The organism is Pseudomonas sp. FW305-7, from assembly GCF_058786735.1.
This window is the reverse complement of record NZ_JBYSZA010000022.1, coordinates 77,451-101,599: the sequence shown is the minus strand read 5'-3', so window position 1 is coordinate 101,599 and position 24,149 is coordinate 77,451. Positions and strand designations below refer to the sequence as shown.

At 60.4% G+C, this 24,149-nt stretch carries 25 protein-coding genes; 11 read left to right on the top strand and 14 right to left on the bottom strand.

The window, feature by feature from the left end; translation table 11 throughout:
• Positions 1 to 189: 189 nt before the first annotated feature.
• Together AC3WMT_RS23105 and AC3WMT_RS23100 are read right to left on the bottom strand one after the other, a co-directional pair.
• Complete coding sequence (locus tag AC3WMT_RS23105) at positions 190 to 585, bottom strand: YbaN family protein (protein WP_103305299.1); 396 nt, start codon at positions 583 to 585, stop codon at positions 190 to 192.
• A gap of 10 nt (positions 586 to 595) precedes the next feature.
• Complete coding sequence (locus tag AC3WMT_RS23100; RefSeq protein ID WP_007919726.1) at positions 596 to 1,183, bottom strand: UPF0149 family protein; 588 nt, start codon at positions 1,181 to 1,183, stop codon at positions 596 to 598.
• Positions 1,184 to 1,594: 411 nt separating this feature from the next.
• On the opposite strand from AC3WMT_RS23100, the gene recQ reads away from it, so the two are divergent.
• The 3 genes from recQ (at position 1,595) to AC3WMT_RS23085 (ending at position 6,212) form a co-directional block, all read left to right on the top strand.
• Entirely contained in the window at positions 1,595 to 3,724 is a 2,130-nt protein-coding gene (recQ, locus tag AC3WMT_RS23095) for a DNA helicase RecQ (RefSeq protein WP_103305300.1), read from the top strand.
• A gap of 141 nt (positions 3,725 to 3,865) precedes the next feature.
• Positions 3,866 to 4,300 (top strand): MarR family transcriptional regulator, encoded by a 435-nt coding sequence (locus tag AC3WMT_RS23090; protein WP_007919713.1) that lies wholly within the window; start codon positions 3,866 to 3,868, stop codon positions 4,298 to 4,300.
• Positions 4,301 to 4,427: 127 nt separating this feature from the next.
• Positions 4,428 to 6,212, top strand: coding sequence for a motility hub landmark protein FimV (locus AC3WMT_RS23085; RefSeq protein ID WP_103305301.1), 1,785 nt, complete (start codon positions 4,428 to 4,430; stop codon positions 6,210 to 6,212).
• A 153-nt stretch (positions 6,213 to 6,365) separates the two neighbouring features.
• Here the strand turns inward: AC3WMT_RS23085 and AC3WMT_RS23080 are convergent, their stop codons facing one another.
• Positions 6,366 to 8,555, bottom strand: coding sequence for a patatin-like phospholipase family protein (locus AC3WMT_RS23080; protein ID WP_103305302.1), 2,190 nt, complete (start codon positions 8,553 to 8,555; stop codon positions 6,366 to 6,368).
• Positions 8,556 to 8,626: 71 nt separating this feature from the next.
• On the opposite strand from AC3WMT_RS23080, the gene AC3WMT_RS23075 reads away from it, so the two are divergent.
• Entirely contained in the window at positions 8,627 to 8,914 is a 288-nt protein-coding gene (locus tag AC3WMT_RS23075; RefSeq protein WP_103305382.1) for an Rdx family protein, read from the top strand.
• Here the strand turns inward: AC3WMT_RS23075 and AC3WMT_RS23070 are convergent.
• Together AC3WMT_RS23070 and AC3WMT_RS23065 are read right to left on the bottom strand one after the other, a co-directional pair.
• Positions 8,908 to 9,801: a DMT family transporter gene (locus AC3WMT_RS23070; protein ID WP_103305303.1), complete on the bottom strand. Its 894-nt coding sequence runs from the start codon at positions 9,799 to 9,801 to the stop codon at positions 8,908 to 8,910. The genes AC3WMT_RS23075 and AC3WMT_RS23070 overlap by 7 nt on opposite strands.
• A 196-nt stretch (positions 9,802 to 9,997) precedes the next feature.
• Entirely contained in the window at positions 9,998 to 10,762 is a 765-nt protein-coding gene (locus tag AC3WMT_RS23065; protein ID WP_103305304.1) for a helix-turn-helix transcriptional regulator, read from the bottom strand.
• 132 nt (positions 10,763 to 10,894) lie between these two features.
• Between AC3WMT_RS23065 and AC3WMT_RS23060 the strand changes: the two genes are divergently transcribed.
• Positions 10,895 to 11,710, top strand: a complete 816-nt coding sequence (locus AC3WMT_RS23060) for a UDP-2,3-diacylglucosamine diphosphatase (protein WP_103305305.1) — start codon at positions 10,895 to 10,897, stop codon at positions 11,708 to 11,710.
• Positions 11,711 to 11,826: 116 nt separating this feature from the next.
• Here the strand turns inward: AC3WMT_RS23060 and AC3WMT_RS23055 are convergent, their stop codons facing one another.
• Complete coding sequence (locus tag AC3WMT_RS23055) at positions 11,827 to 12,417, bottom strand: HD domain-containing protein (RefSeq protein WP_103305306.1); 591 nt, start codon at positions 12,415 to 12,417, stop codon at positions 11,827 to 11,829.
• A gap of 23 nt (positions 12,418 to 12,440) precedes the next feature.
• Positions 12,441 to 12,752 (bottom strand): Mpo1-like protein, encoded by a 312-nt coding sequence (locus AC3WMT_RS23050; RefSeq protein WP_095187810.1) that lies wholly within the window; start codon positions 12,750 to 12,752, stop codon positions 12,441 to 12,443.
• Between the two features lie 164 nt (positions 12,753 to 12,916).
• Between AC3WMT_RS23050 and AC3WMT_RS23045 the strand changes: the two genes are divergently transcribed.
• A complete protein-coding gene (locus AC3WMT_RS23045; protein WP_213027901.1) occupies positions 12,917 to 13,978 on the top strand; it encodes an AraC family transcriptional regulator in 1,062 nt (353 codons plus the stop codon).
• Here AC3WMT_RS23045 and AC3WMT_RS23040 read toward each other — a convergent pair.
• Complete coding sequence (locus tag AC3WMT_RS23040) at positions 13,935 to 15,389, bottom strand: TrkH family potassium uptake protein (RefSeq protein ID WP_103305308.1); 1,455 nt, start codon at positions 15,387 to 15,389, stop codon at positions 13,935 to 13,937. The two genes, AC3WMT_RS23045 and AC3WMT_RS23040, sit on opposite strands and share 44 nt — an antisense overlap.
• 121 nt (positions 15,390 to 15,510) lie before the next feature.
• Here AC3WMT_RS23040 and AC3WMT_RS23035 point away from each other — a divergent pair, with 121 nt between their 5' ends.
• Complete coding sequence (locus AC3WMT_RS23035) at positions 15,511 to 16,077, top strand: nitroreductase family protein (RefSeq protein ID WP_103305309.1); 567 nt, start codon at positions 15,511 to 15,513, stop codon at positions 16,075 to 16,077.
• A 259-nt stretch (positions 16,078 to 16,336) separates the two neighbouring features.
• Here the strand turns inward: AC3WMT_RS23035 and AC3WMT_RS23030 are convergent, their stop codons facing one another.
• The 6 genes from AC3WMT_RS23030 to AC3WMT_RS23005 all read right to left on the bottom strand — a co-directional run bounded on the left by AC3WMT_RS23030 (position 16,337) and on the right by AC3WMT_RS23005 (position 20,722).
• Positions 16,337 to 17,677: a sensor histidine kinase gene (locus AC3WMT_RS23030; RefSeq protein ID WP_103305310.1), complete on the bottom strand. Its 1,341-nt coding sequence runs from the start codon at positions 17,675 to 17,677 to the stop codon at positions 16,337 to 16,339.
• Between the two features lie 135 nt (positions 17,678 to 17,812).
• Positions 17,813 to 18,262 (bottom strand): Spy/CpxP family protein refolding chaperone, encoded by a 450-nt coding sequence (locus AC3WMT_RS23025; protein WP_103305311.1) that lies wholly within the window; start codon positions 18,260 to 18,262, stop codon positions 17,813 to 17,815.
• Between the two features lie 166 nt (positions 18,263 to 18,428).
• On the bottom strand, positions 18,429 to 19,106 hold the full coding sequence (locus AC3WMT_RS23020; RefSeq protein WP_016771129.1) for a response regulator transcription factor: 678 nt from the start codon (positions 19,104 to 19,106) through the stop codon (positions 18,429 to 18,431).
• Positions 19,107 to 19,113: 7 nt separating this feature from the next.
• Positions 19,114 to 19,524, bottom strand: a complete 411-nt coding sequence (locus AC3WMT_RS23015) for an SH3 domain-containing protein (RefSeq protein ID WP_103305312.1) — start codon at positions 19,522 to 19,524, stop codon at positions 19,114 to 19,116.
• A gap of 300 nt (positions 19,525 to 19,824) precedes the next feature.
• A complete protein-coding gene (locus AC3WMT_RS23010) occupies positions 19,825 to 20,124 on the bottom strand; it encodes a YciI family protein (protein WP_103305313.1) in 300 nt (99 codons plus the stop codon).
• 1 nt (position 20,125) lies between these two features.
• The gene (locus AC3WMT_RS23005; RefSeq protein WP_103305314.1) at positions 20,126 to 20,722 is read right to left on the bottom strand and encodes a septation protein A; all 597 of its coding nucleotides are present in this window, start codon (positions 20,720 to 20,722) and stop codon (positions 20,126 to 20,128) included.
• Positions 20,723 to 20,809: 87 nt separating this feature from the next.
• On the opposite strand from AC3WMT_RS23005, the gene AC3WMT_RS23000 reads away from it, so the two are divergent.
• From AC3WMT_RS23000 to scpB, 4 genes are read left to right on the top strand one after another with little or no spacing between them, the layout of a single operon-like run.
• Positions 20,810 to 21,673 carry a PHP domain-containing protein gene (locus AC3WMT_RS23000; RefSeq protein WP_103305315.1) on the top strand — a complete coding sequence of 288 codons (864 nt, stop codon included), beginning with the start codon at positions 20,810 to 20,812 and terminating at the stop codon, positions 21,671 to 21,673.
• Positions 21,674 to 21,686: 13 nt separating this feature from the next.
• A complete protein-coding gene (locus AC3WMT_RS22995) occupies positions 21,687 to 22,316 on the top strand; it encodes an L-threonylcarbamoyladenylate synthase (protein ID WP_103305316.1) in 630 nt (209 codons plus the stop codon).
• Positions 22,317 to 23,138 carry a segregation and condensation protein A gene (locus tag AC3WMT_RS22990; RefSeq protein WP_103305317.1) on the top strand — a complete coding sequence of 274 codons (822 nt, stop codon included), beginning with the start codon at positions 22,317 to 22,319 and terminating at the stop codon, positions 23,136 to 23,138.
• Positions 23,139 to 23,149: 11 nt separating this feature from the next.
• Complete coding sequence (gene scpB / locus AC3WMT_RS22985; protein ID WP_103305318.1) at positions 23,150 to 24,148, top strand: SMC-Scp complex subunit ScpB; 999 nt, start codon at positions 23,150 to 23,152, stop codon at positions 24,146 to 24,148.
• Position 24,149: the final 1 nt, after the last annotated feature.

Below are 24,149 nucleotides of genomic sequence, written 5' to 3'. Positions count from 1 at the left end.
CGGGGATGTCGAGTTCATTGAAAATCAGGGTGCTGTTTTCGGGCAGATCGTTGGCGGACATGGGCGCGAACTCCGGTTGGGAAGGTGACGGAGTGATTGAACGCGGGATTGGCGGATTGCGCACCTGTCAGATCTGACAGGTGAGGAGGGGTTTTCGACGAACGGTCAGGCTAGCGAGACATGATCAGCTCAATCTTTTTCCAGGGTCTTCTGCCGCAAGATATAAACCGTCACCAACACCGCACTGGTCAACATGAACCCCCCCGCCCACGGCAGCGGCACCAGGTAGCAGGAAAACAGAATGCTCGCCCACATCAGCCCGATCGCGTAGACCTTGCCCTTGAGCGGAATGCCGTTGCCATTAAGGTAGTCGCGAATCCACGGCCCGAGTTTCGGATGCTCGACCAGCCAATGATAGAAACGCGGAGAGCTGCGGGCGAAACACGCGGCGGCGAGTAACAGGAAGGGAGTGGTGGGGAGGACGGGCAGGAAAATCCCGATCACCCCCAATGCCACGCTGAGCCAGCCGATGGCCAGCAGGCAGTAGCGCAACATCAGGGGGCGGTTGCCTATGGGATTGTCCATAGGCTGGATCTTAGTGGTGACGTGGCTTGAGGATCGCCGGTTTTTCGTCGGGCGCCTGGCACAGCAGGTACAGCGCCGTCAGGGCTTCCGGGATCTGCACGATCATGTCGTCCATCAGGTTCGCATCCTTGGCGATGTCTTCGAACTCTGGCTGTTCGTCGAACAGGCCCGAACCGACCATGATCGGCAGGAGCATTTCGCTGACCTCTTCTTCGGCGGTTTCGAACCAGGCCGCTTCACGCAGGAACACGCCTTCCATGAAGCCGATGCACCAGCCGCGCAGTTCGGAATCGTCCGGCTCTTCGCCCAGATCCAGTTCGCAGGGCAGCTCGAATTCTTCGTCGGAAGCGAGTTGACGGGCGATGTGCGCCTTGAGGCCGATCAGGGTGGCTTCGATCTCTTCGCGCTGGGCGTCGCTGCTGTAATGCGGCTCTTCAGCGAACAGGGCGTCGATCCATTCACGCTCCGGTACGTCTTCGGCGCAGATCGACAGCGCGGTCAGGTAGCCGTGAGCGGCCACGTAATCCAGTGCCTCGTCGTGCAGCTCGTCGGCATCGAGGAAGACTTGCAGGCGGGTCAGTTGCTCAGCGAAGGACATTACGGGGCTACCTTGGGGGAATAAACAATGCGGGAATTCTAGGCCTTCTTGAGCGCTCAAGCCAGCCGCATGGCAGATTTGCCGCAATTGCCGGCCGGCCTACAAACTGAAGGTGGGCAACGACTCCTGTGGGAGCGGGCTTGCCCGCGATAGCGGTGTATTTGTCGATGAAGAAGTTTGCCGTGCCGGCGATCGCGGGCAAGCCCGCTTCCACGGGGTTTCGTATTGTTGACTAGCGGAGTCTTATCAGCGGCACCCTGTGCCGGGGAACGCTCGGGTATACTGCCGCGTTTTGCGATCCCTGCCCGTAAGGCGGCCGCCATGCAACGCGTCCTTACGTTTTGTTTAAGCAGCCCTGGCTGTCTTGAACCAGCCTGAGCAGGGATGTATCAGTAGATTTTTGGAGTTTTTATGCTCGAACAGGCTCAACGCGTCCTCAAGGACATCTTCGGCTACGACAGTTTCCGTGGCCGTCAGGGTGCAATCATTGAGCGCGTGGCCAGCGGCGGTGATGCGCTGGTGCTGATGCCTACCGGTGGCGGCAAATCCCTGTGCTTCCAGGTGCCGGCGTTGCTGCGCGATGGCTTGGCGGTAGTGGTGTCGCCGCTGATCGCCTTGATGGACGACCAAGTTGCCACCCTCGAAGAGCTAGGCGTGGCCGCCGCCGCGCTGAACTCCACGTTGAGCGCCGAGCAGCAGCGTGATCTGGCCGCGCGGATCAAGCGCGGCGAAGTGAAAATGCTCTATCTGGCGCCGGAACGTCTGGTGCAGCCGCGCATGTTGTCTTTCCTGCAAGGGCTGAACATCGCCCTGTTCGCCATCGACGAGGCACACTGTGTTTCGCAGTGGGGTCACGACTTCCGTCCGGAATACCTGCAACTGGGTCAGTTGGCGGAGATGTTCCCCGATGTGCCGCGCATCGCCCTGACCGCCACCGCCGACAAGCGTACCCGCGAAGAAATCGTCACCCGCCTGCATTTGCAGAATGCCGAGCGCTTTCTGTCGAGTTTCGACCGGCCCAACATCTTCTATCGCATCGTGCCGAAGGAGCAGCCGCGCAAGCAGTTGCTGGCGTTCCTCGCCGAGCGCCGCAGCGATGCCGGCATCGTTTATTGCCTGTCGCGCAAGAAAGTCGAGGAAGTGGCGGCGTTCCTCAGCGAGCAAGGCTTCCCGGCGCTGCCGTATCACGCCGGCCTGCCCAACGATCTGCGCGCCTATCACCAGAAACGCTTCCTCAACGAGGAAGGCCTGATCATGGTCGCCACCGTGGCGTTCGGCATGGGTATCGACAAACCCAACGTGCGTTTCGTCGCCCACCTCGACCTGCCGAAATCCCTTGAGGCGTATTACCAGGAAACCGGGCGCGGCGGCCGTGACGGTCTGCCGGCGGACGCGTGGATGGCGTACGGTCTGCAAGACGTGGTGATGCTCAAGCAGATGCTGCAAAACTCCGAAGGCGACGAGCGCCACAAGCGCCTGGAGCAGCACAAGCTCGATGCCATGCTCTCGCTGTGCGAAGAGACCCGTTGCCGCCGACAGACGCTGCTGGCGTATTTCGATGAAGAGATGGCGGAGCCTTGCGGCCATTGCGACAACTGCGTTGATGGCGTGCAGACCTGGGACGCCACCGAGCCTGCTCGTCAGGCGTTGTCGGCGATCTATCGCACCGGTCAGCGTTACGGCGTCGGCCATCTGGTCGATGTGCTGCTGGGCAAGGACAACGAAAAAGTTCGCAGCTTTGGCCATCAGCATCTGTCGGTGTATGGCGTAGGCAAGGCGCTGAGTGAAAGCGAATGGCGCTCGTTGTTCCGCCAGTTGGTGGCGCGTGGCCTGGCCGATGTCGATCATGAAGGCTATGGCGGCTTGCGCCTGAGCGACACCTGCCGGCCATTGCTCAAGGGCGAAGTGACCCTGGAATTGCGCCGTGACCTGAAACCGCAAGTCACCGCCAAAACCGCCAGCAAGAGCCCGGCCAGCCAACTGGTGCGCGGCGAGGAACGCGAACAGTGGGAAGCCTTGCGCGCCCTGCGGCGCAAACTCGCCGAAGAGCATGGCGTGCCGCCGTACGTCATCTTCCCCGATTCGACCCTGCTGGAAATGCTCCGCAGCCAGCCAACCTCGCTGGCGGACATGGCCCGGGTCAGCGGCGTCGGTGCGCGCAAGCTGGAGCGTTACGGCGATGCTTTCCTCGAAGTGCTTGGTGGCGAGGCCGAGGCGCCGAAAGTGGTGGCCGACGTGCGTCACGAGTTGATCACCCTGGCTCGCGCCGGCATGACGCCGATGCAGATCGCCGGGCAATTGCAGTGCTCGGAAAAGAACGTTTACACCATGCTCGCCGAAGCGATTGGCAAGCAGCAGTTGTCGCTGGAGCAGGCCCTGGATTTGCCTGAGGAACTGATGGGCGAAGTGCAGGACGCGTTCCTCGATGGCGAGGGCGAGTTGCCGTCGGTCGCCGAGATCGCCGAGTTGTTTGCCGGCCGCGTGCCGGAGGGCGTGCTGTACTGCGTGCGGGCTGCGCTGCAATCTGAATTTGAGATGTGAGATGTGAGATGGCGTTTGCGCCAAGCGCTATACAGTTGTAACGATTCAGTACAGACCGCCACTTGCCTATAGCTGCAGCTCATGCTTAGCTGACTAATAATTAGTTTTTCTCTATTACTTCAGTCTAATCATGAGTGTTTTATGCCGTTAACCGATCAACACCGCTTTGGCATGCAACTGGCCCAGATGTCCCGCGGCTGGCGTGCCGAGCTGGACCGGCGCCTGGCCGGCCTCGGCCTGTCTCAGGCGCGCTGGCTGGTGCTGCTGCATCTGGCGCGTTTCGAAGAAGCACCCACCCAACGCGAGCTGGCGCAAAGCGTCGGCGTCGAAGGTCCGACGCTCGCCCGCTTGCTCGATAGTCTGGAAAGCCAGGGGCTGGTGCAACGCCAGTCCGTGATGGAAGACCGCCGGGCGAAAAAAATCGTCCTGTGCGCACCCGCCCTGCCGCTCATCGAACAGATCGAAACCATTGCCACGCAACTGCGCCATGAATTGTTTGAAGGCGTGGATGAGGCGGATTTAAAGGTGTGCATGCGTGTTCACGGGCACATTCTGGCCAATCTGGAAAAATCTTGAGGCATAACCGCGTGCCGGTTTTTTGAGAGATCGGGCTGGGCAGACTATAAGAACTACTGGGCAATATCGTGTTCGTACCGGATGTGCGAATGCATAGAAGTCGGTTTTGCTTATTTAAGGGATGCTCATGCTCGCAAGTTGGCACGTGGTACTGCGCGTTAGCGCCAAAGCGCTGTTGATCGCTGGCGCCGTCGGCTATTCAACCTTGTCGCTGGCCCTGGGGCTGGGTGACATCACGGTTCATTCCGCGCTCAATCAGCCGCTAAAGGCCGATATCGCGCTGCTTGATGTCGGTGGTCTGACGCAGAACGATCTGTCGGTGAGCCTGGCCACGGCAGACGAGTTCGGCCGTGCCGGGGTCGAGCGGGTGTTCTTTCTCAGCGACCTGAAATTCACGCCAATCCTGCATGGCAATCGCCAGATGATCCGGGTGACCTCCAGCAAACCGGTCAACGAACCCTTTCTGAATTTCCTTGTGCAACTCAATCAGCCCAACGGCCGTCTGCTGCGCGAGTACACGGTGCTGATCGATCCACCGGGCTCGCCTGGTATCGTGCCGGCCACCGATGAGCCGGATCCCCGCGCACAGTCCTCGGCGTTTCCCACGGTCGAACCCGTCACTGCGCCGCCACAGGGGACGCAGGGCAAACGCGACACACCGGCTGCGCCATCGCCCGTAACGACGCCGGCCACCGATGCGCTGGCCGAACAATTGGCCGCCAGCGTGCTGCTGAACCAGCAGTTGCAAAAGTCTCTCGACGAACTGAATGCGAAACTACAAGCGCAGGATGTGCAGATTGCCGACGGCAAGAAGCAGGTCAGTGATTTGCAAACGCGCCTGGCCGAACAGCAAAAGCCCCCGCCAGCGACCGTTGTCACGCCGACACCTGTCCCCGTTGCCGCGCCAGTAGACGCCACGGATGAAGGTTTGAGCTGGCCGTTGCTGGGTGGTCTGCTGCTTTTGCTGGGCGTGTTGGCCGCTTTGTTTGTTCACGGCCGACGCCAGCAACAGCTGCAAGGCGTTGCACCGCTGCCGCTGTTGCCACTGCGCAATGAGCCGGATGTTGATGAAACCGAAGATAGCCGTCCCGTCACGGCTCACGCTGTAGCTGAACAGCGAGAAGAGCCGGCGGCAGGTGATGTGCTGGAAGCAGTGGGGATCTACCTGGCCTATGGGCGACTTGGCGAGGCGGCCGGGTTGTTGCGCGATGCCCTGCATAAGGAACCCGAGCGTGTCGATCTGGGTCTGCAATTGCTGGAAGTGCTGGGACGTCAGGGTGATAGCGCGGCGTTCGAGCAACAGGAAAGTCATTTGCGAGCGCTTGGCGTGGACGCGCAGTCCTTACAGGAAATCCGCGTCCGGTATCCGAAACTGGCGAACAGCGCGCCGTTGGCGGCAGTTGCCCCCGTGGTCGCCAGCGTAGTTCCCGCCGTCGTCGCTGTTCCTGAGCCCGCACCACCCGAGGATGATTTCGAGTTGAATCTCGACGAGTTGTCGATGGATGCCAGTTGGGATCTGGAGGACAGTCGTTCGGCGCCGGTTCAGCCATCCGCTGCAGAGTCCGCTTTCAGTTCCAGCCTGCAAGTGTTGCCGCAGGGCTTTGAACTGCCGGAGACCTCGGTCAGCGAGGACGCCGAACTTGAGTGGATTCCCGAGCCGGATGCGCAAGCGCTGGACGATGATTTTCTCGATGAGTTTGCTGATCCAGCACCCTCGCTCGCGCTGGAGCCGTTGGCGTTGCAAATGTCGGAGGCGGAGGAGGCAGCGAGTGCCGGGAAGCTCGAACAGGCACAGACCTGCATTGATGATGGAGACATCGACAGCGCGATTGAGTTGCTCAATGAATTGCTCAAGGAAGGCGATGAGCCATTGAAGCAAACCGCCCGAACCCTTCTGGCGGGCATTCGCTGATCCAGACGTTCATTGACTGATGTGGTGTTCTTGACGACGCCATCGCGGGCAAGCCCGCTCCCACAGGTTGTTTGCTGTGTCCCATTTCTCGACAACACAACAAATCCTTGTGGGAGCGGCAATAGAACAGGCACCGCCCATTCTGAATCCTGATCAGAACGTCTGCCCCAGATTCAGATAAACCGCCTGCTCATTTGCATCATTCAATCCATAACTGAAATTCAACGGCCCCAGCGGCGTATCGAAACCGATAAACACACTCGCTGCATTGATGTAGCCACTGTCGAACTCATTGTCGTTGTTCCACGCCCGTCCACGTTCCAGCGAAGCTCCGGCATACAGCGGGAAGTCCAGCGGCAGGTACGAGCGCGGTGTCAGTCGACGGTAATAAACGGCGCGCATCAAACTGACGTTCTGCCCGGAAATCGCATCCTCGCGGAACCCCGACAATTGCCGTGCGCCGCCGAGCAGGAAACTCGACGTCACCACGTTGGTGTCGTCGAGGGTACGGCCATAACGCCCACCGAGAATCAGTGTGTCTGGCCCGCGGCTCATCGCCTTGTCGAGTTTGAACTCCCACTGTCGATAGCGCGTATCCGAACCCAGGCTTGGCTCGAATTGCAGGAACGTCAGGCTGATGTCCTTGCCTTCATGGGGGTAGTAAACGTTGTCCAGCGAATCGTAGGAGTACTTCAGCGAGTAGAAACCTTCGTTGAAGTTTTCGCTGGGCAGATCCTGATCGCCGATCCGCACGTCAGCCTTGCCCCAGGCCTCGCCGACACCGAAACGCACTTCACCGTTGTTGCCGATTTGCCGGCCGACATTCAGCGCTATGCCGTAGCGCTCGACGCGGTACTGGGCGATCGGATCATTGTCGAGCACGGCGTCGACGTTCTGTGCTTCGAACACCACCGAGGGCGCAATGAAGTAGCGCGAACCGACGTCCAGTGGCTGATAGAACTCGCTGTACAGTTCCTGTTTGTCGCCAAGCTGCGCCCGGGTCAGCCATTCCGCACCGAGGCGATTGATACCGTTGATGCGGTAACTGGCGCCGAGGTTGAAGGCGCTGTCGCCGCGCATGTCGTCCGACAGGTTCAAGCCGACGCGCAGATAATCGGTACCGCTGCGCTTGCCCCGGGCGCTGATCACCAAGGTGTGATCCTGGCCCTTGTGCACCACGCGATACTGCACCTGCTCGAAGTAGTCGAGGCCGTACAAGGTGCCCATGTCTGAATGCAATCGGCCCAGATCCAGCGGCTCTCCGATGTGTTGACGGATGTAGTAGCGGATCACATCGTCGTCGACCTTCGAGTCGTTCTCGACCTTGATCGCGGTGATGATGGGCGTGCGTTGACCGGGTGCGCGGGCGGCGTTGAGTTCGGCGTCCTGAGACTCGCTCGGCTTGAGTCGGGCGAGGCGGGCGTCGAGGATTCGGGTGGCACGATAACCGGCATCAATCATCTCCTGGGCGCGGCCGAAATCGGTGACACCGAAGCTGGCCAATGCCGGTTGGATTAATACGTCAGTCGATTTGAGGGCGGCCAGTTGTTCTTCGGAGTTGCGCCGGGTCATCAGGGTGATCGACTGGTTAAGCACATCGACCACGGTGGTCAGTTGCTTGCGATTGCGCAGCGGTGTGCCGATGTCGACCACGATGGCGATATCGACGCCCATTTCCCTCGCCACATCCAGCGGGATGTTGTCGGTCATGCCGCCGTCCACCAACAGCCGACCATCGAGTTCGACCGGGGCGAAAACCGCCGGGATCGACATGCTGGCGCGGATCACCTGAGGCAGGTGGCCTTTGCGGAACACCACTTTCTCACCGTTGGCGATGTCGGTGGCCACGGCGCGGAACGGAATCGGCAGTTTGTCGAAATCCCGGGTGTCACTGGTGTGGGCCAGCAGGCTTTCCAGCAGCAGCGCGAGGTTCTGGCCCTGAATCACCCCCAGTGGCAGGCCGAGGCTGCCGTCGTCGCGAAAACTGAGTTTCTGTTTCACCAGAAAGTCGCGGTCATCCTGCTTGCGCCGGAATGGCACGTCCTCGCGGGGCGGCGCATCGGACAGCGCCTGTTGCCAGTCGATACCCAGGGCGAGTTTTTCCAGTTCATCGATCTTGTAGCCCGAGGCATACAGACCGCCGACCACTGCGCCCATGCTGGTGCCGGCGATCGCATCGATCTTGATGCCTTGTTCTTCCAGTGCCTTGAGCACGCCGATGTGCGCGAGCCCGCGAGCGGCACCGCCGGACAGCACCAGGCCGACTTTCGGTCGCGGCGCTTCAGCGGCGCAAAGCAACATTGGAAGGAAACCAAGCAGCAGGCAGAACAGCAGACGGCGCATTGTGAGTCTCGGGGCAAGCGATAAAGCCGGCTATTATAGCGGCGCCCTCTGTCTCAGGAGTTTCAATGAACATGTCTGCCGCAAAAGCCGAAGTCGTCATTACCTATTGCACCCAATGCCAGTGGCTGTTGCGCGCCGCGTGGCTGGCGCAGGAACTGCTCAGCACCTTCGGCGATGACCTCGGCAAAGTGTCGCTGGTGCCGGGCACTGGCGGCGTATTCCACATTACCTGCGCGGGCGTGCAGATCTGGGAACGCAAGGCTGACGGCGGTTTCCCCGAGGCGAAAGTGCTGAAGCAGCGGGTGCGCGATCAGATCGATCCTGACCGCGACCTCGGCCACAACGACCGCACTCAGTGAGACGCGGCCTCGGCGGCAACGGTGTTCTTGTTGGTGCTGCCGGACATCCGCGCGGACACGACGATGGCGACGATGATCAGCGCGCCGCCCATCAACATCCGTAGCGTCGGATTTTCGTTGAACAACAGCCAGGCGACCGTAATGCCGTAGACCGGCTCCATGGCGAACACCACTGCGGCGGTGCGCGCCTTGATCACCGCCAGGCTGGCAACGAACAGGCTATGGGCGACGCCGGTGCAAAACACGCCGAGCAGGGCGATCCACAACCAGTCCAGCGCGCGCACCTCACTGAGTTGCGGTGCCGCAACCGGCAGCAGACACAGCGCCACCACCACGTTCTGACACAGCGCCGCCTGCACCGCCGGAATGCGCCCGGAGCTGGCGCGGTTGGTCAGCGACAGCAGCGCGAACAACAGGCCCGACAACACCGCCCAGAGCAAACCCGTGGTCGCGCCGCTGGCCAGATCGAACGCCGGGGTCACGAGGATCAGGCCGACGCTGACCAGTACCACCAGCACGATTTCATTGGCGCGGATGCGCTCGCGGAAAATCAGCCCTTCCAGAATCACCGTGAATGCCGGAAAACTGGCAAAACCCAGAGTGGCGATAGCCACGCCGGCCACCTTCACCGCGATGAAAAAGCTCACCCAGTGCCCGGCCAGCAAAACGCCGCTGAGGGCGAGACGGCGCCAGTCCACGGCTTGCAGTTTTTGCCAGCCGTGCTGACTGGCGAAACGGGCGAAAAATCCCAAGGCAAGCACAGCGAAAGCGGCTCGTCCGAACACGATAACAGCGGGCGAGGCGGCGGCGAGTTTGCCGAACACACCGGTCAGGCCGAACATCAGGGCACCGATATGCAGGGCGCCAAGGGCGGTACGCGGAGTCATTGCAATCCTTCTACTAACGCAAATTCAACCTACATTGAACCGTTGATCGTTCCCACGCTCTGCGTGGGTATGCCTCTAGGGACGCTCTGTGTCCAGTAACGCGGAGCGTCACGGGCTGCATTCCCACGCAGAGCATGGGAGCGATCAACCCGTAGGCTCATTGAAGCGCGTTCAGGCCAATAAGTCTGTCGGCAGACTATCGTCTTTTGTCGTAGGAATCGCGCCGAAGCTGGCCGGGTGATGAGCCGAACTCACGTAGGACAGCGGCTGAAAAGGCACTCTGCGAGCTGTAACCGACGCGACTGGCGATTTCACCTATCGGCAATGCGGTGTCGCGCAGCAGTTGCACCGCCAGATGCAGCCGTCGACTGCGAATGTAATCCATCGGCGTCTGCCCGCATTCGGCCATGAAACGGGCATGCAGACGCGCGCTGGACAACCCGGCAACCCGCGCCAGATCGGCGACCTGCAAGGGGTAAGCGGCGTTCTGTTCGATGTGCGCATCCAGTGCCGCATAGGGCAGGCGCCGGGCGGCGAGTTCGACCGGTTGCGCATGATTGAGGCTGGCCAGCAGCAACACCGCACCTTGCTGAGCAATCAGCGGGTCGCTGACCGGACTGTGCGCCAGCCAACTGACCAATTGGCTTTGCCCGCCATCCAGCGACAGACGAGCAGGAGTGTCGAGCAAGCGGCGGCTGGCCTCGGCATGATCACCGAGTGAATCGGCAAGCCATTGCCCGTCAGGAATATCCAGCACCAGACAGCGACTGCCCTGCGGACTGCCGCAGGCGTGATGGGCGCCGGAAGGGATGACCACGAAACTCTGCTGCCGCACCTGGCTGCCGCAGCCCTCGACCTCGAAATCCAGCGCACCGGACAGGCCGAACACCAATTGGGCATGCTCGTGGCTGTGAACGATCAAGTCGTGGGTGTACTGACGCAGGGTGAGAATCGGTCGCATGGCAAGTCTCCGGGCAGGCAGCCAGTCTACACCGACGCAACCGGGATGCGCTGTCACAGGACTGACTCGCGCCTGTCATGGTCGATTAACCGGACAAGCGCACTCTGGCGAAAACATCGCAGAGGGTTGCCCATGACCAGCGCCGAGCTCGCCAGACCCAGTCGTAAACAACGGGTGCGCACCTTGTGGATTTCCGACGTGCACCTGGGCACGCGGGATTGCCAGGCCGAGCACTTGTCGCAATTTCTCAAGGGCTACCATGCCGACAAGATCTACCTGGTCGGCGACATCATCGACGGCTGGAAACTGCGCGGTGGCATGTATTGGCCGCAGGCGCACACCAACGTGATTCGCCGCTTGCTGACCATGAGCAAGCGCGGCACCGAGGTGATCTATGTCACCGGCAACCACGATGAATTCCTGCGCCGTTATTCGAAACTGATTCTGGGCAACATTCAGTTGGTCGACGAGGCGGTGCACGTCACGGCGGACGGTCGGCACCTGCTAGTGATTCACGGCGACCAGTTTGATGTGATCACCCGTTATCACCGCTGGCTGGCCTTTCTCGGCGACTCCGCCTACGAGTTCACCCTGACGCTCAATCGCTGGCTCAACCACTGGCGCGCCCGTTATGGCTACGGCTACTGGTCGCTGTCGGCGTATCTGAAGCACAAGGTGAAGACCGCTGTAAGTTTTATCAGCGATTTTGAAGAAGCCATCGCCCATGAATGTGTGAAACGTGAGTTACACGGTGTGGTGTGCGGGCACATTCACCATGCCGAGATTCGCAAGGTCGGTGAGGTGGATTACCTCAATTGCGGCGATTGGGTGGAGTCGTGCACCGCGCTGATCGAGCATTGGGATGGCACGATCGAGCTGTATCGGCTGGCGGATGCGCAGGCGCGTGAGGCGGAACTCAAGGCTGCCAAAGTCGTTGAGGTTGCCTGAATTCTCGAGTGTTTGAGAGGGCCCCATCGCTGGCAAGCCAGCTCCCACAGGTTTTATGAACGCCACAAACCCATGTGGGAGCTGGCTTGCCAGCGATGAGGCCGGTACAGGCAACATCAAGCTGGGCTGTGTTCTTCCATGGCAGCCTTGTAGATCGAGTTTTTCGGCTGCGCAAACAGCCTTTCCAGCATCGGTTCAAAGAAGCTCAACGGCAGCGTGTCATACGCCGGGTCAAACGCCGCCGCGTCGTATTTGGCGCAAAACTCGGCGGTCGCCTGAAACTGCGGGTGCTCTTTGAACTGCTCGCGCAAGTGCCGATCCATGCCCAGATGATGAAAGAAGTAATAGCCCTGAAACACCCCGTGCTTCTCGACCATCCACAGATTCTCGGCACTGACGAACGGCTTGAGGATCGCCGCCGCAATGTCCGGATGGTTATACGAGCCCAAAGTGTCGCCAATGTCGTGGAGCAATGCGCAGACCACGTATTCCTCGTCACGCCCGTCGCGAAAGGCGCGGGTGGCGGTTTGCAGCGAATGGGTCAGGCGGTCCACCGGGAAACCGCCGAAATCGCCTTCGAGCAATTTCAGGTGGGTCATGATCCGTGACGGCAATTGCTTGGCATAGGCACTGAAATCCGCAGCGATGATCGCCCAGTCTTCCTGGGTGCCATCTTGCATATGGGTGAAACGGGCGCTGGCGTTCATCGGCCATCCTCAGTGTTGTTTTTTCAGAAGGCCACGCGACCGAGGATCATGTCGCGATACATGACGAAGTCGCCGAGCAGGCTGTACAGCGGATGCTGAAACGTCGCCGGACGGTTCTTTTCAAAGAAGAAATGCCCGACCCAGGCGAAGCTGTAACCGGCCAGCGGCAGGGCCAGCAACAGCAGCCAAGCGCCCTTGGCGATGGTCATGGCGAGAATGAAAATTACCAGTGTCGTGCCGATGAAATGCAATCGACGACAGGTACTGTTGCTGTGTTCGCTGAGGTAATACGGATAGAACTCGGCGAAGCTGTTGAAATGCTTGATGTTTTCCACGACCGCGATCTCTGTGGTTATTGTTCTGGCGACGAGTTGTTCTGCGGGTAGCTTATTTGAGTCTAGAGTGATCATTGGCGTGGGCCAGTGACAATCGGCGCCACTTTAGTATCCTTCGCAAATCAGGCCGTAGCATGCGGCCCCTCATGTAAAAGAATAACGCCATGAGCGAACGAACAACTTCTGCAAGCTGGGCGATGGGGATTGTCAAAGCACTGGAGATGGACGGCCTGGATTGCCGGGTACTGTTCAAGCAACTGGGGCTCGATTATTCGGCCCTGGATGATCCGGATGCGCGTTTTCCGCAGGATTCCATGACCCGACTCTGGCAACGGGCGGTCGAGTTGTCCGGCAACCCGGCGATCGGCCTGAACATGGGCAAAGTGGTGCGCCCGGCGTCGTTCCATGTCGCCGGTTATGCGCTGATGTCCAGCAACACCCTCGCCGAAGGTTTCCAGCGACTGGTGCGTTATCAGCGCATTATTGCCGAAAGCGCCGACCTGAGTTTTCGTCTGATCGAGGACGGTTACGCGCTGATCCTGACGGTGCACGGCGACCATCTGCCGCCGACCCGGCAAAGTGCCGAGGCTTCGCTGGCCTGCGCTTTGGGCCTGTGTGGCTGGTTGACCGGGCGCACGCTGCATCCGGTCAAAGTGCTGGTGCAAGGCGATGAGCCGGAAGATCTGCAACCTTACAAACAGGCTTTCCATGCACCGCTGATGTTCAATGCGCCGTACGACGCGTTGATCTTCGAGCGCGCCGACATGGAAGCGCCGCTGCCCACGGCCAATGAGGCGATGGCGTTGCTGCATGACCGGTTTGCCGGGGAGTACCTGGCGCGGTTTTCCGAAAGTCGCGTGACCCACAAGGCGCGGCAGGTGCTGTGCCGTTTACTGCCCCAGGGCGAACCCAAGCGCGACACCGTTGCGCAGACTTTGCACCTGTCGCAGCGCACCTTGCAGCGCCGGTTGCAGGAGGAGGGCACAAGCTTTCAGCAACTGCTCGATGACACCCGCCGCGAACTGGCCGAGCAGTATCTGGCGCAACCGAGCATGACGTTGCTGGAAATCGCCTATCTGTTGGGTTTTGCCGATCCGAGCAACTTCTTCCGCGCCTTCCGTCGCTGGTTTGACACCACGCCCGGTGATTACCGGGCGCGGCTGTTGCAGGCGCCGAATGTGATCAGTGACGCCAAAAGGCCGGAATACACAGCACAAACACCGTAATGATCTCCAGTCGGCCAAGCAGCATGCCGAACGACAGGATCCACTTGGCCGCGTCCGGCAGGGTGGCAAAGTTGCCCGCCGGACCGATGGTTTCGCCCAGACCCGGGCCGACGCCGGACACGGTACTGGCAGCGCCGGTCAGCGCGGTCATCCAGTCGACGCCGAGCAGCGACAGCAGCAGGGCGATCACGCAGATGGTGATCGCAAAGAAAAACGAAAAGGTCAGAATCGAACGCACGATCTCTTCATCGAGGCGGTGACCGTTGTACTTCTGCTTGATCACCGCGCGCGGGTGAATCAGTTGGTTAAGGTTGGCCTTGAGCAGGATGTACGCGACCTGGAAGCGGAAGATCTTGATCCCGCCCGCCGTCGAACCGGAGCAGCCGCCGACGAAGCCCAGATAGAAAAACAGCATCAGCGAGAAGTTGCCCCACAGGCTGTAGTCGCCGAGGGCGAAACCGGTGGTGGTGACGACTGACGTCACGTTCAGCGCCACATGCCGCAACGCATCCAGCCAATGCAGATTGGTCGTCCACCAATACCAGGTGCCGAGCACCAGCCAGGTCACCAGCAACATGCCGAGCAAGCCCTGCACTTGTTGATCCTTGATCAACGCCTTGCGGTTGCCGCGCAACGTCGCCACGTAAAGGGTGAACGGCAGGCTGCCGAGAATCATCACCACCACCGCGACCCAGTGCACTGCCGGTTGTGTCCACTTGGCCAACGACTGGTCGGACGTCGAGAAACCACCGGTGGAAATCGCCGACATCGCGTGGTTGATCGCATCGAACGGGCTCATCCCGGCCCACCAGAACGCCAGGCTGCCGAGGATGGTGATGCCGACATACGCCGCCACGATCAGCCGCGCCACCATGTGCGAGCGGGGCATGACCTTTTCCGAACGGTCCGAGGATTCGGTCTGGAACAGGCGCATGCCACCGATGCGCAGCAGCGGCAGAATCGCCACCGCCATACCGATAAAGCCGATGCCACCGATCCAGTGCAGCAGCGAGCGCCACATCAGGATGCCGGGGGACATGGTGTCGAGGCCGTTGAGCACGGTCGAGCCGGTGGCGGTGATGCCGGACATGCTTTCGAAGAACGAATCGGTGTAGCTGATGTGCTGGGTCAGCAGAAACGGCAGCGCGGCGAAAATACACACCACCAGCCAACTGCTGACAGTCAGCAAATACATGTCACGCGGGCGCAGGTGAATGTGTTCGGGCCTGCCGGGAATCACCAGCGCAAGACCGGCGACGAAGGTAATCATGCTCGCCCAGAGGAACGATGGCAGGTCGCTGGTGCGCTCGAAAATCACCAGGGTGGCCATGGGCACAACCATGGCGACGGCCAGGGTGATCAGGAAGATGCCGATGATGAAACCAATGATCCGTAAGGTCGGCAACGCCATGAAGTCCGCTCGGGCTGATGTAAGAAGGGCGCCATTCTACCCGTGGGACAGGGCATGTAAACCGGCATCCCGTTGGCAGATGCAGCTAGAATAGCCGCACATTTTTCTCAGGAGGTGGCCGATGCAGGCTCTCGACGCTTTGCTCAACCGTGTTTCCGTTCCCCGCCTGGTCGAACCGGCCCCCACTGCCGAGCAGCGCGAAGCTCTGTTTGGCGCAGCGTTGCGCGCGCCGGATCACGGGCATTTGCAGCCGTATCGCTTCCTGACGGTCGAAGGCGCGGCGCGTGAGCAGATGGGCGAGTTGCTGGCTGAAGCTGCGCAAATGCAGGAAGGCGAAGTCACCGAAGCAATGATCGACAAGGCCCGCAACGGCCCGCTGCGTGCGCCGCTGGTGGTTGTGGTGATCGCCAGATTGCAGGAACACGTCAAATATCCGAAGGCCGAGCAATTGCTCGCGGCCGGGTGTGCGGCGCACGGGATTTTGCTGGCGGCGTATGCGCAGGGGATTGGTGCGGTGTGGCGTACGGGTGATTTGGCTTATTCCAGGCATGTGGCGCAGGGTTTGGGCTTGACCGAGGGTGAAGAGGTGATTGCTTTCCTTTACCTCGGCACTCCGCAGAAAGAACCGCGTGTGGCGGAGAAAGTTGATCTGGCCGAGTTTGTCAGCGCCTGGCCTGGTAAAGCCTGAAGATCAAAAGCCCCTCATCGGAACGCCGCCCGCCTAATCCTCTCCCGGAGGTAGAGGGGGTTGATTGGGGGGGGCTCAAGAGTTACGCCGACGTGGGCGATCTTCGTGGAATCCAGAATCGACTTCGGTTTAAGTCGAATTCAAAGTTGATTAGGCCTCCGAATCCATAATCAACTCGGTTTTTCAGGTCGATGTATGACGCAAGACACTGCGGTCGGCTCCCTCTCCCTCCGGGAGAGGGTTGGGGTGAGGGCGGCTCTTAGGGTTGCACCACCGCGCCTGGCACCAGCGGCAATTCCAGGCTGGCAATAAACCCGCCCTGCGGATGATTGGCCAGCGTCAGACTGCCGCCATGCCGCTCCGCCGCCCTTCGCGCAATCGCCAATCCCAAACCATGCCCGGCGGCAGTCTGCCCCGGCGCCCGATAAAACGGTTCGCCCAACTGCTTCAGATGCTCTTCCTGCACCCCGGGCCCATGATCGCGCACGCTCACGATAATTTTTTCGCCTTGACGCGATGCCTGCATTTCAATGGCCTGGTCCTCAGGGTTGAAACGCTGAGCATTGCGCAGCAGGTTGTCGATGGCCCGCTCAATCATCGTCGGCCAGCCTTTGAGGTTCAGTTGCGGCTCGGCTTCCAGGCGTACTGTCTGCTCCGGCGAGCCAAGCTGCGCGTCTTTTTGCAGGGTACCCAGCAGCGCATTCAGATCCACTTCTTCAGCACTGGCATTGTCGGCATCGACCCGCGCCAGCACCAGAATTTCACTGATCAACGCTTCCAGCCGATCACACTCGCGGGTCAGGCGTGGCCAGAGTTTTTCCCGTTCTTCAGGGTTGGCGCGTTCGGCCAGCGCCAAGGCGATACGCAGCCGCGCCAGCGGCGAACGCAGTTCGTGTGAGACATCGCGCAATAGTTGGCGCTGACTGCCGATCAGGCTTTGCAGGCGCGCGCCCATACGGTTGAAATCGGTGGCCAGTACGCCAAACTCATCGCGACGGTTGGCCAGTTTCGCCAGGCTGTTTTGCTGATAAGTCGTCTGCCCCAGATCATGCACCGCGCCGCGCAAACGGCTGAGTGGGCGGGTGATGGAAAAGGTCACGAGCAGACTGAACAGGGTCAGTACCACCAGCGCGATCCCCAACGCGCTCAACGGCCAAAGCAGGCTTTCGCGATGCCAGGCGTCGAGTTCCGGGTGCGGGATGCGGTAAATGAACAGGTAAGTGTCGCCGGTTTTGTCACTGGTGAACTCGTCTGTGAGGCGGCGCCATGGCAGGCGGCGGTCATCGTTGTTCTGGCGTGCTTCGAAGGCGGCGGCGCGGCGGGGGAAGGTGCCGCGTACCACCGGGTCGCCGCTTTCGTTGAGCACCTGAACGTCGATGTGATACTGGCGTTTGCGTTGTTCGAGGATGTCCTGGGCGGCTTCTTCGCCTTGCGCTTCGTAGGTCTGCGTCCACTCGGCGGCCAACGTGTTGAGGCCCGGATGGCGACTGAGGATCCACGCGTCCTGATTGAGCATGTGCCCGAGCAGAATCGAAAGCCCTGCCACCAGAGCAATGGCCAGCCAGAAGCTTGCGAGAATACGCCAGAACAATGAACGCACAGAAAATCCTCAATCAAACACAGTCCATGTTGGAAGCCCTGTGGTGAGGGGATAAATCCCCTCGCCACCAGGCCTCAACATTAGATCGAAAACAAAAGACCCGACGGATTTAACCGTCGGGCCTGGGTTAGAACATTATTGCGCCTTTTGCGGCTGCTGCGCTTTCCACGCCTTGAACTCGGCCCATTCGGCGCGGCGCTCGGCTTGTTTCTTCTGGATCTCGTCGAATTTCTTCTGTTGATCCGGTTTCAATACCGCACGCACATCGGCTTCGGCTTTCTTATGGTTAGCGGCCATTTCGTCTTTCAGGGCTTTCTGGTCAGCTGGCGAAAGTTTTTCCAGGTACTTGTCGACCACTTGCTTACGCTCGTGCATCTGCTCGCCCATGATCTTGCGGATCTGCTCGCGCTGTTCGCGGGACAGGTCGAGTTGGCTGTACGGACCTTTGCCGTGCATGCCGTGCATCTGACCGCCGTGGCGTGGGCCGTCGAGCGGACCACCCATCGGGCCACCGTCTTGCGGCATGGCCATGGCGACGGTTGGCAGAGCGGCAGCGAACATCAAAGCGATAAGAGTCTTGCGCATGGTGTATCTCCTTGTCTCGTTCCCGGTACGTTCCGGATGAGTGCAGATTACGGAGATCAAGGTCAGCGGCGGTCAGCGCTGCGTAAAGCTTGGGTAAAGACGCTTTGCCATCAGCCTGACAAAACACTGTGGTGAGGGAGCAAGCTCCCTCGCCACAGATGGGTATTTACAGGCTGTAGTAATAGCCGCGGCTGCGCAGGGCGACGATGCGCGGGCGACCATCCGGGTGGGGGCCGATCTTTTTACGCAGGTTGCTGACGTGCATGTCGAGGCTGCGGTCGTACAGGGTCAGTTTGCGGCCGAGGGCGAGTTGCGCCAGTTCCTGTTTGTCCAGCGGCTCGCCGGGTTGCTTGAGCAAGGCTTCGAGCAGACGGCTTTCGGAAACGGTCAGCGTCAGTTCTTTCTCATCGATGCTGACCACACCGCGCACCGGGCTGAAACTCAGGTCGCCCAACTCGAGTTGCGTCGACACCGCGGCCGGATGACTGCGGCGCAACACGGCGCGCAAGCGAGCGGTCAGTTCACGGGGATCGCAGGGTTTGGCCAGGTAATCGTCGGCGCCCAGTTCCAGGCCGAGGATACGATCCAGCGGTTCGCCGCGTGCCGATAGCATCAGCACCGGCAGATCGGCGTGATCGTTGCGCAGTTGCTTGAGCAGTTCCAGACCGCTGCCGTCAGGCAGCATCACGTCCAGCACCACCGCCGCCGGGGCGGTTTCCGCCAGTGCCTTGCGGGCGCTCTGACCATCGTGGCAAGCACGCACCTGAAAGCCTTCCTGGCTCAGCCAACTGCTCAGGAGTTCACACAACTCCTGGTCATCATCAATCAGTAACAGCTCGCTCATGACTCACTCAATTTAACCATTGCCGACGTTTTCGGCTTGCACCACTGGCAAAGATACCGCAGAGCAGCGCCAATAGCGCTACCCCGGCCCCGGTAACGAACCACTGCTGCTGATCGGTCAACAGGCGCGGCAGCGGGCTGGCCTGGGCTTCCTTGAGTTGCAGCTTGAGGCGCTGGTTCTCTTGGCGTAGCCGGGCGAGCTGAGCGCTTTCGCGTGTGTTGTCGGCATTTTGCAGTTGTTTGTTCAATTCTTCTCGCTGCTGCTCGCTGGCCTTGAGGCGCTGCTGCAACTCGGTGATCTGACTGCCGGCACTCAATGACAGCGGCGTGGAGTTACCGCCTTCGGTAGTTTCCTCACCATGGGCGGGCGCCATGATCGACAACGTGACCAACATCAGACACAACGGACCCTTGCGCATCGCGACACCTGCTTCCAAATGGATATTGGGCAGGTTGTCGGCAGGCAAACGAGAATAATGAGCGATTGAGAGCGGCAAGAACCGAGAAGGTTCAGTGCCAGAGGTAATGTCGCGGGTGGTGAGAGCACAGGTTGTAACTGTGGCGAGGGAGCTTGCTCCCGCTGGACTGCGCAGCAGTCCCCCGCTTTATGAGGTAAAAAGCGGGGCCGGTTCGCGCCCCAGCTGGAGCAAGCTCCCTCGCCACAAGTTTTCTGCTCAGCCAGTTTTTAACTAAGCAGCAATTGCCTCAGTGGAGGGTTTTTACGGCAGAACTTGCTTGAACGGCTTCACAACCACATTGGCATATACGCCAGCAGCAACGTACGGGTCAGCATCAGCCCACGCCTGCGCGGCGCTCAGGGAATCGAATTCGGCGACGATCAGGCTGCCGGTGAAGCCCGCTGCGCCCGGATCATTGCTGTCGACGGCCGGATGCGGGCCGGCCAGGACGATGCGGCCTTCGCCCTTGAGCACTTGCAGACGTTCCAGATGCGCAGGGCGCGCAGCCAGGCGCGCTTCCAGCGAGTTGGCGACGTCGGTGGCAATGATTGCGTAGAGCATGTCAGTCCTCGGTTTTTGGTGTTGTGGTATCGGTGTCGTGCAGGTGACGGGACAGGTAAATGCCCTGTGCGACCAGGAACAGCACGGTCATGCCCAGGCTGCCGAACACCTTGAAATCGACCCAGTAACTCTGGAAGGTGAAGGCGACGAACAGGTTGGCGGCCCCGCAGAACAGGAAAAAGACGATCCAGGCGATGTTCAGGCGTGTCCAGACCGGATCCGGCAGGGTCAGCGCGTGGCCCATGATTCGTTTGATCAGCAGGCGGTCACCGATGAAGTGACTGCCGATGAAGGCAAGAGCGAACAGCCAGTTGACCACCGGGGCTTTCCATTTCAGGAAGGTCTCGCTGTGGAAGGCCAGGGTCAGGCTGCCGAACACGAGGCAGGCGATCAGGGTCAGCCATTGGCTCTTTTCCAGCTTGCGCTGTTTGATGAAAAGCGCGCCATACACCACCAGGGAGCTGATGATCAGCATTGCGGTGGCGCTGTAAATACCGCCTACAGTCAACTCATGGCCGGCGACGTCGACGGTGCGGGGATCGAGTTTGTAGACGATGAAGAACAGCAGAAGCGGGATGAAATCGATGAATTGTTTCACAGTGAGAGCCAGATGCCGGATGTGGCGGCATAATAACAAACATATGGGCGCGCGATAGCGCCAGCTGATTTGAGGTTACAACTCCCCGTGAATGTTGATTTGCACTGCCATAGCACGGCCTCCGATGGCGCCCTGGCGCCTGCGGTTCTGGTTGCGCGAGCGTTCGAGAACGGCGTGCGAGTCCTGGCGTTGACCGACCACGACACCCTTGAAGGCCTCGCCGAAGCGCGCACGGCCGCCAACGAATTGGGCATGCAACTGGTCAATGGCGTGGAATTGTCCTGCACTTGGGGCGGCGCAACCATTCATGTGTTGGGCTACGGTTTCGACGTGAACGCCGCGCCGTTGGTCGAAGCGATTGCCAAATTGCACGATGGCCGCTGGCTGCGGTCGGAAGAGATAAGCCGCAAACTCGCCCTCAAGGGCATGCCCGGCGCCCTTGACGGCGCCCGGAAGATCCAGCAGGAGCTGGGCGATAGCGGCAACGCCCCGGCCAGGCCGCATTTCGCCGACTGGATGGTGCGTGAAGGTTTTGTAAAGGATCGCGCCGAGGCGTTCCGCAAGTGGCTCGGCGCCGGCAAGCTGGGCGACGTCAAATTGCACTGGCCGACCCTGGAAGACACCGTCGGCACACTGCGAGCTGCTGGTGCCTGGGTCAGTCTGGCGCATCCGTGGCACTACGATTTCACCCGCAGCAAGCGCCGAAAGCTGATTGCCGACTATATTCAAGCAGGCGGGCATGCGATCGAGGTGGTCAATGGCCATCAGCCTGCGGAACAGGTCGGCAGCCTGGCAATCCTTGCCCGTGAGTTCGGTCTGCTGGTCAGCGCCGGCAGTGATTTCCATGGCCCTGGCGGCTGGTCCGAGATCGGCCAGTACCGGCCGGTTCCCGAGGACCTTCCACCCCTGTGGGGTCGGTTCAAACATGACACAGTTATTGCCGCCGTCTGAACAGGTAGAGAATGTGAGTCAATTTTTCCAGATTCATCCGGAAAACCCGCAAGCGCGCCTGATCAAACAGGCGGTCGAGATCATCCGCAGGGGCGGGGTGGTGATTTATCCCACAGACTCTTCCTACGCCATCGGTTGCCAAATCGGCGACAAAACCGCGATCGAGCGCGTGCGACGCCTGCGTCAGCTCGATGAGAAGCACAACTTCGCCTTGATCTGCAGTGACCTTTCGCAACTGGGCAACTACGCCAAGATCGACACCGGCACCTTCCGCATTCTCAAAGCGCATTTGCCGGGGCCGTACACCTTTATTCTCAACGCCACCCGCGAAGTGCCTCGGCTGCTCCTGCATCCGAAGAAGCGCACCATCGGGCTACGCGTACCCAGCCAGCCGATCGCCCTGGCGCTGCTGGCCGAGTTGGGTGAGCCGCTGATGAGCGTAACGCTGATCATGCCCGGTGACGAAGATCCCTTGAGTGATCCGTACGAAATGCGCCAGTTGCTCGAACATCAGGTGGACCTGATCATCGACGGCGGCTTTGGCGGCATCAAGGCCTCCACCGTGATCGACCTGACCGGCGATGACCCGGAAGTGGTCCGTGTCGGTTGTGGCGATCCGACGCCGTTCATGGTCGAGGCCTGAATGTCCGCAGTGGAAACCGTTGTCGATCCCCAGGCCGGCGCTCAGCAGGAGCTGCCGTTTGCCATGGTCTATGGCCAGGCGGTCATGGAAATGCCGCTCGACCTGTACATCCCGCCGGATGCACTGGAAGTCTTCCTTGAAGCCTTCGAAGGCCCGCTCGACCTGCTGCTGTACCTGATCCGCAAACAGAACATCAACATCCTCGACATCCCGGTGGCGGAAATCACCCGTCAGTACATGGGGTATGTCGAGTTGATGCAGTCGGTGCGTCTGGAGCTGGCGGCCGAGTATCTGGTGATGGCCGCGATGCTCGCCGAGATCAAGTCGCGCATGCTCCTGCCACGGGCCGAAACCGTCGAAGACGAAGAAGACGACCCGCGCGCCGAACTGATCCGCCGCTTGCAGGAATACGAACGCTTCAAGGCTGCCGCCGAAGGCATCGATGGCCTGAGCCGGGTCGGCCGCGACGTCGTGGTGCCCAAGCTTGACGCCCCGGAAGCCCGCGCACGCAAGCTGTTGCCCGATGTCGCGCTGGAAGAGATTCTGATGTGCATGGCCGAAGTGCTGCGCCGTGGCGACATGTTCGAAAGCCACCAGGTCAGCCGCGAGGCGCTGTCCACCCGCGAGCGCATGAGCGATGTGCTGGAACGGCTCAAGGGCGGCGGTTTCGTGCCGTTCGTCGAGCTGTTCACCGCTGAAGAAGGCCGCCTCGGTGTGGTGGTGACCTTTATGGCAATCCTTGAACTGGTCAAGGAATCCTTGGTCGAGCTGGTGCAGAATGAGCCGTTCGCCGCGATCCACGTGCGAGCCCGAGCCGAATAACGAGTCGAAACATGAACCTGACTGAACCCCGCGAGCTGGCGCCCCTGCTTGAAGCCTTTCTGTTGGCCTCGGGAAAGCCGCAATCCCTTGAGCGCCTCTACGAACTGTTCGAAGAGGGCGAGCGGCCCGAACCGCCAGTCTTCAAGAAAGCCCTGGCGTTACTGGCCAAGTCCTGCGACGGCCGTGCGTTCGAGCTCAAAGAGGTGTCGTCCGGCTATCGCTTGCAGATCCGCGAGAAGTTTTCGCCGTGGGTTGGCCGACTCTGGGAAGAGCGCCCGCAGCGCTATTCTCGTGCCTTGCTGGAAACCATCGCGCTGATCGCCTATCGCCAGCCGATCACCCGTGGCGAGATCGAAGACGTGCGCGGTGTCGCGGTCAACAGCAACATCGTCAAAACCCTCATTGAACGCGAGTGGATCCGCATCGTCGGTTACCGCGACGTGCCCGGCAAACCGGCGATGTTTGCGACGACCAAGGCGTTTCTCGATCACTTCAATCTGAAGAACCTTGAAGATCTGCCACCGCTGGCCGAGCTGCGCGAGATGGAAACCGACCCGGTGCTCGATTTCGACGATGCGCCGGTGCCGCAAGGCTTGCAGGAGCTGGCCGACGCCAGCGCCGAGCCGGAAGAGGAGAAGGAAGAAACCAGTTTCCATACCTTGCTGCTGGAACTGGACAGCATGGAGGAGGGGATCAAGACCGACTTCGACGATTTGCTGCGTGATGCCGCTGATGGTGCTGATGTTGCTGATGTTGCTGATGTTGAAGCATCGACGAGCGAACCCGAAGCTGAAATCACCGAGCCGGTTATCGAGGTTGAACTCGGGGCTGAGCCTGAAGCCGAACCTGAAGAGGACGTGCTTGGCGTCGCCGAAGCCCGGGAAAAACTTCTTGCTGCCGTCGCTGCCCTGGAGCAATCCGCACCAGAACCCGAGCTGAGCGAAGAAGAAGCCGAAGCCCGCGCCCTGGCTGAAGCGATCGAAGCCGAACGTCGCGAGTTCGAAGACTGAC

Coding starts and splice junctions, on each gene's coding strand:
- recQ (WP_103305300.1), top strand. CDS start 1,595: ATGCTCGAACAGGCTCAACGCGTCCTCAAGGACATCTTCGGCTACGAC.
- AC3WMT_RS23040 (WP_103305308.1), bottom strand. CDS start 15,389: ATGGCGTTGCCGACCTTACGGATCATTGGTTTCATCATCGGCATCTTC.
- AC3WMT_RS23105 (WP_103305299.1), bottom strand. CDS start 585: ATGGACAATCCCATAGGCAACCGCCCCCTGATGTTGCGCTACTGCCTG.
- AC3WMT_RS23090 (WP_007919713.1), top strand. CDS start 3,866: ATGCCGTTAACCGATCAACACCGCTTTGGCATGCAACTGGCCCAGATG.
- AC3WMT_RS22990 (WP_103305317.1), top strand. CDS start 22,317: ATGTCCGCAGTGGAAACCGTTGTCGATCCCCAGGCCGGCGCTCAGCAG.
- AC3WMT_RS23035 (WP_103305309.1), top strand. CDS start 15,511: ATGCAGGCTCTCGACGCTTTGCTCAACCGTGTTTCCGTTCCCCGCCTG.
- AC3WMT_RS23100 (WP_007919726.1), bottom strand. CDS start 1,183: ATGTCCTTCGCTGAGCAACTGACCCGCCTGCAAGTCTTCCTCGATGCC.
- AC3WMT_RS23075 (WP_103305382.1), top strand. CDS start 8,627: ATGTCTGCCGCAAAAGCCGAAGTCGTCATTACCTATTGCACCCAATGC.
- AC3WMT_RS23055 (WP_103305306.1), bottom strand. CDS start 12,417: ATGAACGCCAGCGCCCGTTTCACCCATATGCAAGATGGCACCCAGGAA.
- scpB (WP_103305318.1), top strand. CDS start 23,150: ATGAACCTGACTGAACCCCGCGAGCTGGCGCCCCTGCTTGAAGCCTTT.
- AC3WMT_RS23065 (WP_103305304.1), bottom strand. CDS start 10,762: ATGCGACCGATTCTCACCCTGCGTCAGTACACCCACGACTTGATCGTT.
- AC3WMT_RS23060 (WP_103305305.1), top strand. CDS start 10,895: ATGACCAGCGCCGAGCTCGCCAGACCCAGTCGTAAACAACGGGTGCGC.
- AC3WMT_RS23015 (WP_103305312.1), bottom strand. CDS start 19,524: ATGCGCAAGGGTCCGTTGTGTCTGATGTTGGTCACGTTGTCGATCATG.
- AC3WMT_RS23010 (WP_103305313.1), bottom strand. CDS start 20,124: ATGCTCTACGCAATCATTGCCACCGACGTCGCCAACTCGCTGGAAGCG.
- AC3WMT_RS23020 (WP_016771129.1), bottom strand. CDS start 19,106: ATGAGCGAGCTGTTACTGATTGATGATGACCAGGAGTTGTGTGAACTC.
- AC3WMT_RS23025 (WP_103305311.1), bottom strand. CDS start 18,262: ATGCGCAAGACTCTTATCGCTTTGATGTTCGCTGCCGCTCTGCCAACC.
- AC3WMT_RS23085 (WP_103305301.1), top strand. CDS start 4,428: ATGCTCGCAAGTTGGCACGTGGTACTGCGCGTTAGCGCCAAAGCGCTG.
- AC3WMT_RS23070 (WP_103305303.1), bottom strand. CDS start 9,801: ATGACTCCGCGTACCGCCCTTGGCGCCCTGCATATCGGTGCCCTGATG.
- AC3WMT_RS23080 (WP_103305302.1), bottom strand. CDS start 8,555: ATGCGCCGTCTGCTGTTCTGCCTGCTGCTTGGTTTCCTTCCAATGTTG.
- AC3WMT_RS23045 (WP_213027901.1), top strand. CDS start 12,917: ATGAGCGAACGAACAACTTCTGCAAGCTGGGCGATGGGGATTGTCAAA.